15 protein-coding genes are annotated in these 14,591 nt (G+C 62.5%); 5 read left to right on the top strand and 10 right to left on the bottom strand.

The genetic code is table 11. The annotated features are described in order from the left end of the window. The first annotated feature begins 12 nt into the window (after nucleotides 1–12). The 3 genes from ASD00_RS36230 to ASD00_RS36220 all read left to right on the top strand — a co-directional run bounded on the left by ASD00_RS36230 (nucleotide 13) and on the right by ASD00_RS36220 (nucleotide 2,478). Nucleotides 13–459: a cytochrome c gene (locus tag ASD00_RS36230; protein ID WP_025426281.1), complete on the top strand. Its 447-nt coding sequence runs from the start codon at nucleotides 13–15 to the stop codon at nucleotides 457–459. A gap of 253 nt (nucleotides 460–712) precedes the next feature. Then, a complete protein-coding gene (locus tag ASD00_RS36225) occupies nucleotides 713–1,627 on the top strand; it encodes a cytochrome c (RefSeq protein WP_025426282.1) in 915 nt (304 codons plus the stop codon). 176 nt (nucleotides 1,628–1,803) lie between these two features. After that, nucleotides 1,804–2,478 (top strand): nitroreductase family protein, encoded by a 675-nt coding sequence (locus tag ASD00_RS36220; RefSeq protein ID WP_025426283.1) that lies wholly within the window; start codon nucleotides 1,804–1,806, stop codon nucleotides 2,476–2,478. Between the two features lie 221 nt (nucleotides 2,479–2,699). On the opposite strand, the gene ASD00_RS36215 is transcribed toward ASD00_RS36220, so the two are convergent. The 4 genes from ASD00_RS36215 to ASD00_RS36200 form a co-directional block, all read right to left on the bottom strand. Next, the gene (locus ASD00_RS36215; RefSeq protein WP_025426284.1) at nucleotides 2,700–3,281 is read right to left on the bottom strand and encodes a DJ-1/PfpI family protein; all 582 of its coding nucleotides are present in this window, start codon (nucleotides 3,279–3,281) and stop codon (nucleotides 2,700–2,702) included. Between the two features lie 10 nt (nucleotides 3,282–3,291). Continuing rightward, the gene (locus ASD00_RS36210) at nucleotides 3,292–3,795 is read right to left on the bottom strand and encodes a GNAT family N-acetyltransferase (protein WP_025426285.1); all 504 of its coding nucleotides are present in this window, start codon (nucleotides 3,793–3,795) and stop codon (nucleotides 3,292–3,294) included. A gap of 257 nt (nucleotides 3,796–4,052) precedes the next feature. Beyond that, complete coding sequence (locus ASD00_RS36205) at nucleotides 4,053–4,466, bottom strand: helix-turn-helix domain-containing protein (protein ID WP_025426286.1); 414 nt, start codon at nucleotides 4,464–4,466, stop codon at nucleotides 4,053–4,055. A gap of 112 nt (nucleotides 4,467–4,578) precedes the next feature. Further along, nucleotides 4,579–5,445 (bottom strand): alpha/beta hydrolase, encoded by an 867-nt coding sequence (locus ASD00_RS36200; RefSeq protein WP_025426287.1) that lies wholly within the window; start codon nucleotides 5,443–5,445, stop codon nucleotides 4,579–4,581. A 394-nt stretch (nucleotides 5,446–5,839) separates the two neighbouring features. Here ASD00_RS36200 and bla point away from each other — a divergent pair, with 394 nt between their 5' ends. Continuing rightward, on the top strand, nucleotides 5,840–6,724 hold the full coding sequence (bla, locus tag ASD00_RS36195; protein ID WP_025426288.1) for a class A beta-lactamase: 885 nt from the start codon (nucleotides 5,840–5,842) through the stop codon (nucleotides 6,722–6,724). Nucleotides 6,725–6,883: 159 nt separating this feature from the next. On the opposite strand, the gene ASD00_RS36190 is transcribed toward bla, so the two are convergent. The 4 genes from ASD00_RS36190 to ASD00_RS36175 all read right to left on the bottom strand — a co-directional run bounded on the left by ASD00_RS36190 (nucleotide 6,884) and on the right by ASD00_RS36175 (nucleotide 10,992). Continuing rightward, nucleotides 6,884–7,345, bottom strand: coding sequence for a hypothetical protein (locus ASD00_RS36190; RefSeq protein WP_057211488.1), 462 nt, complete (start codon nucleotides 7,343–7,345; stop codon nucleotides 6,884–6,886). Between the two features lie 105 nt (nucleotides 7,346–7,450). Next, nucleotides 7,451–9,784: a glucose/quinate/shikimate family membrane-bound PQQ-dependent dehydrogenase gene (locus ASD00_RS36185; RefSeq protein ID WP_057211486.1), complete on the bottom strand. Its 2,334-nt coding sequence runs from the start codon at nucleotides 9,782–9,784 to the stop codon at nucleotides 7,451–7,453. Between the two features lie 364 nt (nucleotides 9,785–10,148). After that, entirely contained in the window at nucleotides 10,149–10,448 is a 300-nt protein-coding gene (locus ASD00_RS36180) for a hypothetical protein (RefSeq protein WP_025426291.1), read from the bottom strand. After that, nucleotides 10,432–10,992, bottom strand: a complete 561-nt coding sequence (locus tag ASD00_RS36175) for a hypothetical protein (protein WP_025426292.1) — start codon at nucleotides 10,990–10,992, stop codon at nucleotides 10,432–10,434. Before ASD00_RS36175 ends, ASD00_RS36180 begins: the two co-directional genes overlap by 17 nt. 182 nt (nucleotides 10,993–11,174) lie before the next feature. Between ASD00_RS36175 and ASD00_RS36170 the strand changes: the two genes are divergently transcribed. Then, nucleotides 11,175–11,783, top strand: a complete 609-nt coding sequence (locus ASD00_RS36170; protein WP_225906244.1) for a TetR/AcrR family transcriptional regulator — start codon at nucleotides 11,175–11,177, stop codon at nucleotides 11,781–11,783. Between the two features lie 44 nt (nucleotides 11,784–11,827). On the opposite strand, the gene ASD00_RS36165 is transcribed toward ASD00_RS36170, so the two are convergent. Next, entirely contained in the window at nucleotides 11,828–13,333 is a 1,506-nt protein-coding gene (locus ASD00_RS36165; protein WP_025426294.1) for a protein adenylyltransferase SelO, read from the bottom strand. Between the two features lie 161 nt (nucleotides 13,334–13,494). Next, nucleotides 13,495–14,451 (bottom strand): homocysteine S-methyltransferase family protein, encoded by a 957-nt coding sequence (locus ASD00_RS36160; RefSeq protein ID WP_025426295.1) that lies wholly within the window; start codon nucleotides 14,449–14,451, stop codon nucleotides 13,495–13,497. Nucleotides 14,452–14,591: the final 140 nt, after the last annotated feature.

Here is a 14,591-nt window from a genome sequence, read left to right as displayed (position 1 = left end):
CGGGAGATCACGATGAAGATACGCGCTCTAATGCTTGCGGCCGCCCTCGCTGGGCTTGGCGTTACCGCCGTGACCGCGGCTGACGAACCGCAGGCGGTTCGTCAGGCCCTGATGAAGAAGGTTGGTCAGGCTGCTGGTGCGCTCGGTGGTATCGCCAAGGGCGAAAAGCCTTATGACGCTGAGATCGTCAAGGCGTCGCTGACGACCATCTCCGAGACGGTCAAGGTCTTCCCGGACCATTTCCCGGCCGGTTCCGAAACCGGTTTGGAGACGGAAGCAAGCCCGAAGATCTGGGAGAACATGGACGATTTCAAAGCCAAGGCGGCCAAGCTTGGTTCTGACACCGACGCCGTGCTCGCCCAGCTTCCGGCCGATCAGGCTGGCGTCGGTGCGGCACTCGGCATGCTCGGCAAGGATTGCGGCAGCTGTCATGAGACCTATCGCCTGAAGAAGGACTGACGGTAGGTCGTTCTCCCCGAAATTCTCAGACGATGCGCCGACTGTTTCGGCGCATCATCGCGCTGTTGCCGCAGTAAGGTTGTGGCTTGTCACGCAGTTTTGAGTGTGAGCGAACCTACTGCATGTTTCCTTAAAACGTATCCGATTCAAGGATAAAAACATGCAGCAATTCAAAGTGCTACAGCGGCCTTGGCGCGTCTGATAAGACGCGCGGCGCTGTAGCGGGTTGGGGATGCAGTTGAAAGGAAGCCTGATGGGCCGACGGATTAGAAAGCTGGTCTCGGGTCTCGTGATTCTGGGCCTTGTCGGCGGTGCGGCCTTTTGGTGGCTGACCAAGCCCGCGCCCTGGGCGGCGGCTCATTGGGAGGGTCTCGGAGAGCCAGATCTGACCAATGGCGAGCAGATTTTCTGGGCCGGCGGCTGCGTCAGCTGCCATGCAAAGCGCGGCAGCGAGGGTGACGCCCGGCTGGTTCTTGCCGGCGGGCCGCCGCTAAAAAGCCCATTTGGCACCTTCCACGCGCCGAATATCTCGCCTGACGAAGCGGCCGGTATCGGCGGATGGACGCTTGCGGAATTCGGCAACGCCATGACGCGGGGCGTCGGTCGAAACGGCGAACATCTCTATCCGTCCTTCCCCTACGCCTCCTACATCAGGATGACGCCGAAGGATGTCAACGACCTCTGGGGCTACATCAAGACGCTGCCGAAGGCGAGCGACGTTGCGCCGGACCACGAGCTGCCGTTCCCCTATAATATGCGGTTGGCGCTCGGCGGCTGGAAGCTGCTGTTCCTCACCGACACCCCACGCGTGACCATCGATGCCGCCGATCCGAAGCTGACGCGCGGCCAATATCTGGTCGAAGGGCCGGGTCATTGTGGCGAGTGCCATACGCCACGAAACGCGCTTGGTGGCTTCGAGCCGGCCCAGTGGCTGGCTGGCGCGCCGAACCCGGAAGGTAAGGGACGCATCCCCGACATCACGCCGGGCTCGAAGAGCATCGGCGGCTGGAGCGCCTCCGACATCGCCTCCTATCTCGAAACCGGTTTCACGCCGGAATTCGATTCCGTTGGTGGCTCCATGGTCGAAGTCCAGAAGAATATGGCGAAGTTGACCGCTGCCGACCGCGAGGCGATTGCCGCCTATCTCAAGGCCGTTCCCGCACTCTGAAGCGTAGTCCGGGCCGCTTGATTCCGGGTGGTCGGCACGCTCTAACGTCTCCTGGAACTACTGCATGTTTCCTTAAATCCTATTCGATTTAAGGATAAAACATGCAGCCATTCAAAGTGCTGAAGCGACCTTGGCGCGTCTGATAAGACGCGCGCCGCTGTAGGAGAAGACTTGCCATGCGTGCTCATGAAACCGTGCCCTACGACCAATGGATCGAGCGCAGCCCCGAGGAGATGGCAGCGCGTGCGGCTGAATTCTACGAGGACATCAACCGCCGCCGCACCACGCGCTCCTTCAGCGAAAGGCCGGTGCCGAGCGCGGTGATCGAGACCTGTCTGCTGGCAGCCGGCACCGCCCCGAGCGGCGCGAACCACCAGCCCTGGCATTTCGCGGTCATCGAAAGCCCTGGCATCAAGGCGAAGGTGCGTGAAGCCGCCGAAGAGGAGGAGCGCGTCTTCTATCAGCAGAAGGCCCCGCAGGAGTGGCTCGACGCGCTGGCGCCGCTTGGCACCGATGAGGACAAGCCGTTTCTGGAGACGGCGCCCTACCTGATTGCCATCTTCTCGCAGAAGCGTGGTGGCCCCAATCCGGGCGACACGAAGAAGAACTACTACATCAACGAAAGCGTCGGCATTGCCACCGGCATTCTGATCGCGGCGCTGCACCATGCCGGGCTCGCGACACTGACCCATACGCCGGCGCCGATGAATTTTCTCAACGAAATCTGCGGACGGCCGGACAGCGAAAAGCCGTTTCTGATCCTGGTGGTCGGTTACCCCGCGCCCGACGCGACCGTGCCGGTGGCCGGCAAGGTGAAGAAGCCGCTTGAGCAGATATCGACCTGGTTGTGATCGCCGAAGCATGTCGCGCAAAAGTGTTCAGCGGTTTTGCGATGCCGACAGGCGCAAAAGACAAAGATTTTGAAGCGCGGCAAGCGAATCCTACTGCATGTTTCCTTAAATCCTATTCGATTTAAGGATTAAAACATGCAGCCATTCAAAGTGCTACAGCGACCTTTGCGCGTCTAATAAGACGCGCGGCGCTGTAGAGATCGTGATGCGCTTTAACTTGCTCATGCGGCTGTCGTTGCTGCCGCATGTTCCCGGCCATAAAGCGCTGCATAGCCGTCGAGTTCGGGCGAGCCGAGACCGAGCGCGCGAAAGATCTCGACCGCAAAGGTGACCGGCGCCGTGCCGGCAGCCGTGACCACACGGTTGTGGCTGAGAGCCTGCGGCTGATCGCGATAGGAGCCGTGTCCGTGATAGCCGCGGAGTGACGCAAGGCTGTCCGCGCTGTTTCCGGTGTGATCCGTGGCGTCGAGAATTCCGCTCGACGCCAGCGCATCGACGCCGCCGCAGATGGCGGCGACCAGCCGTTCCTGCCGATGGAAGGAGCGGATCGTGGTGGAGAGGTCGGGGGCGTCGGCGGTTCCCCAGATCGCGCCGCCGCAGATCACCAGGCCATCGAAGCCCGCGGGGTCGAGCGCGTCGATCGACAGATGCGCGGAGACGTCGAGCCCGCCCATCGACGTGACTGCCGCGCCGTCCAGGGTGGCGACGTCGATATCGACGCCGAGGTGAGCGCGCGCCGTCGCCATCAACAACGCGCATTCCCAATCCGCAAACCCTTCATGAAGCACGATTGCAAGCCGCATCGCCTCATCCTCAGCCAAGTTTCTGCATATAGCGCATGCCCGTTACCGGGCGAGGTACGAAGCGCTCGGATTCGTAGAAGTGATGGGCCTTGAAATTACCCGTGGCGGCGCTGACCGACAGGTAATCGCAGCCGGCCATCTTCGCCTGTTCGCGCGCCTTGGCGACGAGGTGGCGGCCGATGCCGGTGCCGCGATTGTCGGAGCGCACGAAGAGATGATGCAGCTCCATGCCGCGCGCGCCTTCCGCAGCCCGGTAGATCGGCACGAGGATGGCGTAGCCGATCAGTCGGTTGCCGGCCTCCGCGACAAGCGCGGTGATCCAGGGCGTGCGACCGAAGAGGTCGCGCTCGAGCTGCTCCGGCGTGATCGGGGCTGCGTCGCCGTGATGGGCGGCGAGTTCCGCGATCATTTCGCGCAGTTCGGGAAGGTCGCGCTGTTTGGCGCAACGGATCGTCACCATCGGCGGCCGCGTCGATGGCAGAGGATGGAGAGAGGGGATGGCGGTCTGTAGCATTGTCGGCTCCTCATGGTTCTCTAGCCATCAGGTGCCGTGAAAAACAAAAGCCGCCTGATGGCGGCCTTGTTGAAATTGATCAGCAGGCCGCTCCTATGGGAACAGCCAAAAATACGCGCGGCAGATGGGTGCGTTCTTGATCATGTGCGTAGATTGTCCGTTTCCGCGCTTTTGTCAACGGGGATTTTTGCACTGAGTTGGAGACGGGTCGCGACTCCGTTCGAAGTCGGCCCAAGTCTGCAGCCTCGCGCCGGCGCTCAATGGTCGCTGTCGCACATGGAATGGTCTGCAAGCGCACGGATGACGTAGCAATCGCCGATCGTGTGGTCGCCGTTGCAGGCGACGATGCGCTCGAGCTCGCGTTCCAGTTTCTGCAACTGGGCGATTTTCTCCCGCACGGTGATCAGGTGTTCCCTGGCGATACGGTCTGCTTCGCCGCAGGGGCGCTCCGGATGCTGGCTCAAGGCCAGCAGATCGCGGATCGATTCGATCGAAAGCCCCAGATCGCGTGCATGGCGGACGAAGGCGAGACGTTCGAGTTCGCGTTTCTCGTAGCGCCGCTGGTTGCCTTCGGAGCGTTCCGGGGCCGCAATCAACCCCATCTGCTCGTAGTAGCGGATTGTCGGAATTTTTACGCCCGTGCGGCGGGAGAGATCGCCGATCGAATACATGTCCATGCTCCAAACCTATAGCTTCTGGAGCATTAGATAATCGCTTTCCGGCGACGGTCAATGTGGGGCTGGGAGGAAAGGCCCGATCGGGCCTTTCCCTTGGCGATGCCGGTTAGCGTGCGAGAAGGGCAAGCAGCGTCTCGTCGAAGAGATCGCTTTCCTCAAGCTGCGGTGTGTGGCCGCTTTTTTCGAACATGCGGACCGTCAGATCCGGAAAGTCCCGGCGATAGGCGTCCCAGGTCTCGGCCGGCGCAACGAGATAATCGCATTGCCCGAGTGCCAAGAGCACCGGCATCGCAAGCCGGTCGAGCCCGTCCCGAATATCGATGTCGCGAAACACTTCGCCCCAGAGATGGTCGAAGACGGGATTGTTGACGGTGACATCACGCCATAGCGGTGCCGCGTCGAAGGCGGGTAGATGCCAGCTCTTGGCGCCAAGACGGATGAGCAGCGACTTGAACCGCTCCTCCGGTCGGGCGGCGATATCGGTGCCAAGTTCGGCCATCTCGCGCTCGAAGATCGCCTTGCGCTCCGGCGCGACCAGCTCCTCCCACCGGCGATCGGCAAGCGCCGTATGCGCGGCGGAATGGCTCGGTCCGGTGCCGACCATGATCACGTGGCTGATATTCTGGGGATGGCGTTTGGCGTATTCGAGCGCCATGTAGCCGTGGCCGGAGTGCCCGAGGACGGCGAAGCGATCGAGACCGAGATGCCGGCGCATCCACTCGATATCGTCGAGGACCACGTCGAAGCCGATATCATCGCGCGTGTAGGACGCATGCGCCGGCGCGAAGCCGCGGTGATCGATGAAATGGAGCTTTGTCCGCTGGCGCAGTTGCTTCGAGAAGGTACTGGGATAGTAGGCGGCGCTGCCAATGACGAGCAGCGGCATGCCGCTGCCCTCGATGCGATAGCCGAGCTCGAACGGACCGGCGCGCAGGCTACCGGTTTCAGGCAGGGATGAACTGGTCGTTGTCATGGATATGATCCTGCAAACGGCCGGAGAACGATGGCTCAATGGTTGGCGCTCTCATCGGCCTTAAAAAAATGCCCACGCCAAACGGTGCCGCGAGGCGGCCTTGGCGTCGGTGGTTCTTTCTTGCCGGTGAGCGTCGCTAACGGATCAGGCGCACGGATCAGTATCCCTGTTTTGTTGCGACTTCATACCAGTCCGCTCTGTTGAGCCGCAACCGTCGAATCGAGACATTCGGGCCGTCATCCTCTCATTCGAAAAAAGGTGGCACAAGGACGCCACAATCACCGCCTAGCGATCTGCACGGCACTCGATTCGGCCCAGCGTCGATCCGAATGCATGTTTTGCAACAGTTAGTTAGAGCGTCGGCATATATGTGTGGCGCACGACGGAGGAACACGTGCCGCTGCTCATCAATCGCCGCCAATTGCTCGTCGGCTCCGCGCTGATCTATCCGGCAATCGCCCTCGGCCCGGCCGCAAAAGCCGCCACCGGCGGCGATGTCGATACACGCCTTGCCGAACTCGAAAAGCGCACGGGCGGACGGCTTGGCGTTTCCGTTCTCGATATGGAAACCAACGTGTCGTTCGGCCGCCGCGAGAGCGAGCGTTTCGCCATGTGCTCGAGCTTCAAGACGCTGGCGGCGGGATTCGCGCTCGCCCGTGCGGATCAGGGCGCCGAAAAGCTTGATCGCCGTATCGTCGTTGCGCAGAAGGATATCGTCGCCCATTCGCCGGTAACCGAGAAGCATGTCGGCGGCGAGGGCATGACGATCGCCGAACTCTGTGCCGCGACGTTGACGACAAGCGACAACGCGGCGGCAAACCTTTTGCTGGAAAATTTCGGCGGTCCGCCGGCGCTGACCGCCTGGTTGCGCACGATCGGCGATGAGACCACGCGCCTCGACCGGAACGAGCCCGCACTCAACGAGGCGAAAGTGGGTGACCCACGCGACACGACCACGCCTGCCGCAATGCTGGAGACGCTCGGCAATCTTGCTTTCGGCCCCGTGCTGGCGGAAGCGTCGCGCAAGCTGTTGATCGAGTGGATGGTCGCCAATACCACTGGCGACCTGCGCATCCGCGCCGGCCTGCCGAAGGCCTGGAAGGTCGGCGACAAGACGGGAACCAACGGCAACGGCGCCGCGTCTGACATCGCCATCGTTTGGCCCGAGGGTAGGGGACCGCTCCTGATCGCGGTCTACATCGCTGAGGCGACGGCGCCGCTGGCTGAGCTGAACACCGTCTTTGCCGATGTCGGCCGGATGGCGGCGGAGATGGTCTAACCGCCGATCGTCAGGTGAGCACTGGTCATGGCGTCTTCAGCTGTCTTCAATCTGATAACCTGGCCGCTGCGACGTCCAGCATTGTTATAGTCAAGGCGATCTACAGCATTCCGGGCATGAAGCCCCAGAAATGTCGTCGCGTTGAAGCTTGCAGGCGATTCATGCGGCGCTTCCGTCGGCGATATCGGATGCGGTATCGTCGCGCTGCTGGTCGATGCCCATCGCGCGTTCGACCGCCTTGCGGATTTCCTCCTCGATCGCTTCGCGCTGCTCCGGATCCATCGCCTTCAGCTCGTCTTCGGTGATGCCATGCGCTTCCAGGATCTGTGCACGGATCTGTTCCGCCAGGCTCATCTTGGCGCGTTTCAGGAATTCGTCGCTGACTGAATTGCCGGAGGCGGTCTGTTCGCCGCTTCCGATCGAAGGCTTGGCCTCTTCTTCCCGGGATGCGCTGATCCAGAAGGCGTTCGATAGCGAGGCCGACGTGGATGCCGGCGCAATGGTCGGCGAGAGCCGCGGGCGCGTGTCACCGCCGCCAGTTTCTTCGAGCGGCATGACCGTTCCCGATTGGGCACGGCGCTGCGAGAAATAATAGTTGGAGATGCTGCTATCGATCTTCATGGGAAGCCCCCGGAATCTGCTGTCCGGGGGAGGCTGCTTCTGGTGGCTTGCGCGGGGCTTGCCGATGCAACCCATTAGCGAGAATTAGGGATGCCTTTTCGCGTTTTAGGGTAGGGTATAGGCGATGACGTAGTCTCCGGGCTTTGTGCCGACCGAGCCGTGGCCGCCGGCGACGATCACCACATATTGCTTGTCGCCGACCGTGTAGCTCATCGGCGTCGACTGGCCGCCGGCCAGAAGGCGCGCCTCCCAGAGCTGTTCGCCGGTCGTCACGTCATAGGCGCGCAGATAATCGTCGACTGCCGCCCCAAGGAAGGCGACGCCGCCCTTGGTGATCATCGGTCCGCCGATGCCGGGAACGCCGACTTTGAAGGGCAGCGGCAAAGGCGTCATGTCCTCGACGGTGCCGTTCTTGTGTTTGTAGGCGATCTTGCCGGTCCTGAGGTCGGCACCGGCAACATAGCCCCATGGCGGCGCCTGGCAGGGGATTTTTAGCGGGCCGAGGAACGGGCCCATGAAGACGCCATAGGGCGCGCCGTCGTTGCGGTTGAGGCCTTGCTCGGATCCCTTTTCGTCCTGGCCCTTCGGCGGGATCTGATCGCGCGGAACGAGACGAGAGGTGAAGGCGAGGTAGGTCGGCATGCCGAACATCACCTGTCGCTCCGGGTCGACCGCGACCGAGCCCCAGTTGAACGTGCCGAAGTTGCCGGGATAGACGAGCGTTCCCTCAAGCGACGGCGGCGTATAGCGACCCTCGTATTTCAACGAGCGGAACGATATGCGGCAGGCGAGCTGATCGAACATCGTCACGCCCCACATGTTCCGCTCTTGCAGCGGGGCGGGCATGAAGGTCAGGCCGGAGACCGGCTGGGTCGGTGCGGTAAAATCTTCCGGGATTGCGCCCTTGGGTGCCGCGACTTCCGCAATCGGGATGATCGGCTCGCCGCTCCGTCGATCGAGCACATAGATGTCGCCCTGCTTCGTCGGACCGACGAGTGCCGGCACGACCGTGCCATCCTCCTTGGTGACGTCGAGCAGTGCCGGTTGTGCGGGCACGTCCATGTCCCAGAGGTCGTGGTGCACCGTCTGTTGCACCCAACGCACAGCACCGGAGTTGATATCGAGCGCGACGATGGAGGAGGAATATTTCTCCACGTGCTCGCTGCGCCCCATGCCGAGCTGGTCCGGCACCTGGTTGCCCATGGGAATATAGACGAGGCCAAGGCCCTCGTCGTAGCTGAATACCGACCAGCTGTTGGGCGAGTTGGTGCTGTAGGTCTGGCCCTCGGCAAGCGGCGTCGCTACATCGGGATTGCCGCTGTCCCAGTTCCAAATGAGCGCGCCGGTGTTGATGTCGAAGGCGCGGATGACGCCGGATTGCTCCTGGGTGGAATAGTTGTCGTTGACGGCGCCGCCAATGATCAGCTTTCCGGCAACCGCAACCGGCGGCGAGGTCGAGTAGTAATAACCGGCCGGATTGTATTTCATGCCCTTTTCGAGGTGCAGCACACCGTTGTCGGCAAAGCCGGTGCAGACGGCGCCGGTTGCCGCATCGAGCGCGATCAGGCGGGCATCGGATGTCGGCAGATAGACCCGCTCGGCGCAGACGCTGCCGGCGGTTGCCGCCGGGTCGGCCCAATAGGTGACGCCGCGGCAGGTCTGGTGCTGCCGGTCAGGGTTCATGCCGGAGTTGCTGTCATATTTCCACTTCTCTTCGCCGGTCGCCGCGTCAAGCGCGATCGCCCAGTTGTGCGGCGTGCAGGCAAAGAGCGTGTCCTTCACCTTGATCGGCGTCACCTGATAGGTGGTCTCGCCCACGTCTTCGGGGCGTTTGATGTCGCCCGTCTGATATTGCCAGGCGACCTTGAGATTGGCGACATTTTCGGGCGTGATCTGATCGAGCGGCGCATAACGCTGACCGAATGGCGTGCGCCCGTATTGATGCCATTCTCCTGATGGTACGTTGCCGCCGAGAGGCGGATTGGCGGCGACCACGTCGCTCGGCAGATCGCCGCGGATGTCGTGCGGATCCTGGGTCATCGAGTAGCCGGCAATGCCGATCGACACGAGCACGGCAAGCGCCAGCGGCCAGGCACTGGCGGCATACCGTTCTCCTGTCGGGCTCTCAAATCCGAGCGGACGCCGGACCGCCGGTAGCATCAGCCACAGGCCGAGCAGCACGATGATGCCGCCACGAGGGCCCAGTTGCCACCAGTCGAAACCGACTTCCCAGACGGCCCAGGTGAGCGAGCCAAGGATGACGAGCGTATAAAGCCAGATGGCGGCGGCCTTGCGCATGAAGAGAAGGATGGCCGTCAGCAGGAAGCCGATGCCGGCGATGAGATAATAGGGACTGCCGCCAAGCATCAGGAGCTTGGCTCCGCCGCCGCCGAGCGCAAGGCCAATGAGGGCGAAGACGATGGCCGCCAGAATGAGCATGGTGGGAACTCCCGAATTGAAGAACGGCGCCGTGGCACGGCTTTTTCATTGAGGCGGCGCGAATGAGCGGCCGCGCGGGAAAAAATCGGTTTCGGGGTCGGCGGTCGCGAAGGAGGCCGCGGCCGTCAGATCGGGCTTGGGCAAGTCACGCGACTGCCCGCCCCCTAGCACCTAACGCGCCGGTCCTGCCTTTCAATAGCCATAATTTCGCAGCGCAAAAAATTAGGGTGCCCGCAATGAAGTTGCGCGCCGAGGGATCGAGTGACGCTTTGCTGCTTTGATGTGAGGGGGCAGCCGTCGTCACGCGGCAGACGATCACTGTCGCGCGCTCACCGCGCGGTCGTGAGAGAATTTGCTCGGCTGACTAAGCGAGCCGAAGGCGCAGCGGTTTGGTGTTTTCCCGACGCAGCACGCCCTTGGCCTCGAGATCGAGCTGGACGGCCTTCAGCCACCAACCGGCCTTCGCGCCGCCTGGAAAAAGATCGTCCGGCAGCAATGGCAGCAGCTTCTGCTTGGCTTCCGCGATCGTGAGGGCGGACTGCTCACGCGATAGGGCGGTGAGAAGCGCATCCTTCATTGCATCGTACTTCACCTTGTCGACACGTGTGACGTGTCCTGGGGAAACGATGTTCTGGATCTCGACCTTTTCACGTTCCATGGCCATCAAGCTCTCCCTTGACATAGTCGATCTTCGGGGACCGGAAAGCCATTGCCGCCCAGGCGCCGATCAGCTTCAGCATGGATTTTCCGGAATGACCGGCGTAGCTCGGCAGGTCGTTCTTGACGCTGACATCTGCCCGGCGGTCCCGCGTCATTACCCGCATCTGCAGGGGTGGGCGGGCGTCCTTGTCGAGACGATGCCGGTAGAGCGTCAGCCAATGGCCGCTGGTAAACTCGAGAAACATCGGCGCATTGCAGCAGGTGGCGACGACACGGCGGGTCTTCGACGTCGGCGTCAGCCGGTGCTCGCGAAGCTGATCGGCCCCACGCACGCAGTCTATCCGATCCTTGCGGAAGAGCACGAAGTCCGTGGACCCATCGCTGTTGAGTACTGGTGCGGCGCCGGGTATTGCCTCGAGCAGTGCGCCTGCCTTCCGGCAGCTCGCGCAATAGCAGGCGGTCGCCACGATCGGCCTGCCGACGGCGTGCATCTGCACCCGCCCGCAGTTGCATTGCGCATTCAAGGTCCGGTTTTCGCTCTTGCTCACCCGCCGTCTCCGCCTTCATAAGAAATCAAACTGTACCGTCCAGTTTGATTTGTCAATGCGGTCGTGCTACTGCGACCTTTGCGCGCCTAATAAGACGCGCGGCGCTGTAGTCAGGAACTTGTGCTATCGCGTGCTCATCTGAGAGGTCGTGGTTGAGAATGACGAATCCCGTCGAGACGCGAATGACGAGAAAGCGCCAGTCCATCCTGACTGCCGCCACTGAGCTGTTTCTGCAGCGCGGGTTCCTCGCGACCAACATGGACGAGGTGGCGGCGATGGCCGTCGTGTCGAAACAGACCGTTTATGCCCACTTCGGAACCAAGGAGGCGCTCTTCCTCGATATTGTCACCGGCATGACGGGCGTGGCCGGTGATGAGCTGGAGGAGCAGGTCGCCGATCCCATAGATGGGCGCCCGATCGAGGATTTTCTGCTCGATTTCGCCGAGCAGCAGCTGGCGATCGTCATGACGCCGCGGCTGATGCAACTGCGGCGCCTGGTGATTGGCGAGGCGGAACGCTTTCCGGAATTGGGCAAAAGACTGCATGCGAAGGGGCCGCGTCGTTCGATCGACAGGCTCAGAAAGGCCCTTGCTCATTACCGCGAGGCCGGCGATGTCGAGGCGCAGGACCTGCGCGCCGCTGCGTCCTTCTTCAACTGGCTGGTGATGGGCGAGCCCGTCAACGATGCCATGCTGCTCGGCGATCGGGCGATTCCCGATGCCGGTGCTCTTCGCGCCCACGCAAGGGAAAGCGTGCGGATATTCCTGTCGGCCTATGGCCGAAAGCCATAGGCCACGACTACCGGGCGCGCGCACTATGCTGCCGTCGATTTACCTCACGTGCCGCAGAAGGTTTGCCGCACTTCCTCTTCCGGCTGCGGCGGATCGGCATAGGCGGTAAAACGCGGCTGGTCTTCGTAGGGCTTGGACGTCACGTCGACGAGCGCTTCGAACAGCGAGAAGTCGGCATCTTCCGTCGCTGCTGCAATCGCCTGTTCGATACGGTGGTTGCGCGGAATATAGGCCGGGTTGACCGCCCTCATTGCCACGGTGCGCTCGCCTGCTGCGCCGGGCTCTCGCTCCAGGCGCTGTCGCCAATCGGCAAGCCATGAGGCAATCCTGGCAGGGTCGGTGAACAGGGATATCAGGGCAGCGTCCGCCGCTGGATCGGCCGCACAGTCGCAAAGCCGGCGGAAGGTGAGGATGAAGTCGGCTTCACCGTGATGCATCGCCGTCAGCAGCGCCTGGACGAGATCAAGGTCGCCTTCCTCCTCGCCGACAAGCCCGATCTTGCGGCGCATGCCGTCGAGCCAATGCCGCTGGAAGATCGCGCCATATTCGCCGAGCGCATCGTTCGCGAGATCGACCGCGGTCGCCGCCACCGGATCAAAGAGCGGCACCAGCGTCTCGGCAAGCCTCGTCAGGTTCCATTGGCCGATCGCCGGCTGGCTCGCATAGGCGTAGCGTCCGAACTGATCGATCGAGGAGAACACCTTCTTCGGATCGTAGGCATCCATGAAGGCGCAGGGGCCGAAGTCGATGGTCTCACCCGAGATCGTCATGTTGTCGGTGTTCATGACGCCATGGATGAAGCCGACATGCAGCCAGCGGGCAATCAATACCGCCTGCCGCGCGACCACCGCCTTGAAGAAGGCGAGATAGGGGCGCTCGTCATCCCGTACCTCCGGGTAGTGGCGGTCGATCGCATAGTCGGCCAGGGCCTGGACCGAAGCCATGTCGCCGCGCGCCGCAAAAAACTGGAAGGTGCCGACGCGGATGTGACTTGCCGCAACACGGGTAAAGACGGCACCCGGCAGGATCTGCTCGCGATAAACAGGTTGGCCGGTTACCACGGCGGCAAGCGCTCGCGTCGTCGGGATGCCGAGCGCGAACATGGCTTCGCTGACGATGTATTCACGCAGCACCGGGCCAAGCGCTGCCCGCCCGTCGCCGCGTCGCGAGAACGGGGTCTGTCCCGGTCCCTTCAGCTGGATGTCACGCCTCTGCCCGTTCCGATCGATGACCTCGCCAAGAAGGATCGCGCGGCCATCGCCGAGCTGCGGCACGAAGGTGCCGAACTGGTGGCCGGCATAGGCCATGGCGAGCGGCGCGGCACCGGCAGGCACGCTGTTGCCGGAAAAGATCTGCCCGCCGTCGCGCCCGAGACTGTCGACGTCGAGGCCGAGTTCTTCGGCAAGCGGCCGGTTGAGCTTGATCAGCCAGGGTTCGGCAACCGGTGTCGGGTCGACACGGGCGAAGAACTGCTGCGGCAACCGCGCAAAACTGTTGTCGAAGCGAAAGACGTCGGTTTCGGCGGTCGGCGAAGGAGGCGCGTAGTTCATGGTTCTGCGGTCAGCGGTTTCTGCCGGGACTTCCGGCCACCGCCCTTTCGCGCCAAGTCTACACGAGCTGTCCCCGTTTCGCGAGGGTTGACAGACGAGGCGGCGCCCTCCCGCGAGAGGTCGTTCGCGGGAGGGCCGGGAGGGCGAGTACCGTCTTCGTTTCAGGCGCTAAGCGCCGTCGGCGATAGGCAGGCCTCGCAAATCGCCGCGATATGGCGGTGGTCGGTGCCGCAGCAGCCACCGAGAACGCGCAGTCGCGGCAAACGATCGGTCAGCATCCGATACTGCTGGCCGAGCGCCGTCGGATCGCCGGGATCGAGCGTCTCGCTTTCGTCGAGCTCGCTGTGGCTTTTCGTCGAGGCATTGGCGCGGATGCCGCCGATCCTGTGGACCCAGGCGCTACCGGCATCGAGACTCGCGTCGAAGTGGTCGGGATGGGCGCAATTGATCATGTAGTATTGCGGAAACCGGCCGGTCGCCGCATCGACGGTCTCGATCGCATCCTTGAGCGCGCGGCCGTTCGGCAGCCGCCCGTCTGTCTCCACCGTAAACGAGATGGCGCAGGGCATGCCGTGGCTCTGCGCCGAGCGGGCGATGCCGATTGCCTCGTCGATATTGGTGATCGTATAGGCGCAAATCATGTCGGCGTCGCTGACGGCGAAGGCAGCGACCTGTGCGGCATGATAATCCTCGGCCTCGTCAGGGCTCATGCGACCAGCCCTGTAGCCGTCGCCACGCGGGCCGATCGCACCGCTGAGCACGATCGGGGCCCGCGGCCGCTCGTACTCGGCGCGCAGTTCCGTCAGCAAATAGACGGCATCCTGGTTCAGTTCGGCGAGCGCCCTGGCATCATAGCCAAGCTTGGCGCCCCAGTCGGCGCTCGCACGCCAGGTCGCAGAGTCGAGCACGAAGCCAGTGCCGTGGTGTTGTGCGATGTCGAGATAGCGCGTGTAGTAGTTTAGCAGCCGCCGTCGTCCTTCGGACGTCGACAGCAGGACGAAGGAGGCAAAGTGCGGGAGCTCGACGCCTTCGTGAAAGATCAGCGTCGTTTCCATGCCGCCGTCGCTGAGAAAGGTTGCACCTTTCATGAGCGGCAGGCTGCGTCGGTATTTGGCCATGTCGGTCTCCACCCGTTTTTTGCTAGCGTTGGATCCCGGCGGAGCGCTCCCATTCCCGCAAGGATGGTTAAATTTCTGCCTTTTTATCGTCTTCTAAACTAGGCGACTTAAGGTATACTATTGCTAATATACGTAAATAT

Origin of the sequence: Ensifer sp. Root31 (assembly GCF_001424825.1) — a bacterium.
Taxonomy (GTDB): Bacteria; Pseudomonadota; Alphaproteobacteria; order Rhizobiales; family Rhizobiaceae; genus Ensifer; species Ensifer canadensis.
The sequence above is the reverse complement of the archived record's forward strand: the minus strand, read 5'-3'. Positions and strand labels throughout refer to the sequence as shown.

What these genes read in the sequence shown, in the direction of transcription:
- ASD00_RS36190 (WP_057211488.1), bottom strand. Translation starts at nt 7,345, where the DNA reads ATGAAGATCGATAGCAGCATCTCCAACTATTATTTCTCGCAGCGCCGT.
- ASD00_RS36160 (WP_025426295.1), bottom strand. Translation starts at nt 14,451, where the DNA reads ATGGCCAAATACCGACGCAGCCTGCCGCTCATGAAAGGTGCAACCTTT.
- ASD00_RS36205 (WP_025426286.1), bottom strand. Translation starts at nt 4,466, where the DNA reads ATGTATTCGATCGGCGATCTCTCCCGCCGCACGGGCGTAAAAATTCCG.
- ASD00_RS36220 (WP_025426283.1), top strand. Translation starts at nt 1,804, where the DNA reads ATGCGTGCTCATGAAACCGTGCCCTACGACCAATGGATCGAGCGCAGC.
- ASD00_RS36170 (WP_225906244.1), top strand. Translation starts at nt 11,175, where the DNA reads ATGACGAGAAAGCGCCAGTCCATCCTGACTGCCGCCACTGAGCTGTTT.
- ASD00_RS36225 (WP_025426282.1), top strand. Translation starts at nt 713, where the DNA reads ATGGGCCGACGGATTAGAAAGCTGGTCTCGGGTCTCGTGATTCTGGGC.
- ASD00_RS36185 (WP_057211486.1), bottom strand. Translation starts at nt 9,784, where the DNA reads ATGCTCATTCTGGCGGCCATCGTCTTCGCCCTCATTGGCCTTGCGCTC.
- ASD00_RS36165 (WP_025426294.1), bottom strand. Translation starts at nt 13,333, where the DNA reads ATGAACTACGCGCCTCCTTCGCCGACCGCCGAAACCGACGTCTTTCGC.
- ASD00_RS36200 (WP_025426287.1), bottom strand. Translation starts at nt 5,445, where the DNA reads ATGACAACGACCAGTTCATCCCTGCCTGAAACCGGTAGCCTGCGCGCC.
- ASD00_RS36210 (WP_025426285.1), bottom strand. Translation starts at nt 3,795, where the DNA reads ATGCTACAGACCGCCATCCCCTCTCTCCATCCTCTGCCATCGACGCGG.
- ASD00_RS36180 (WP_025426291.1), bottom strand. Translation starts at nt 10,448, where the DNA reads ATGGCCATGGAACGTGAAAAGGTCGAGATCCAGAACATCGTTTCCCCA.
- ASD00_RS36230 (WP_025426281.1), top strand. Translation starts at nt 13, where the DNA reads ATGAAGATACGCGCTCTAATGCTTGCGGCCGCCCTCGCTGGGCTTGGC.
- ASD00_RS36215 (WP_025426284.1), bottom strand. Translation starts at nt 3,281, where the DNA reads ATGCGGCTTGCAATCGTGCTTCATGAAGGGTTTGCGGATTGGGAATGC.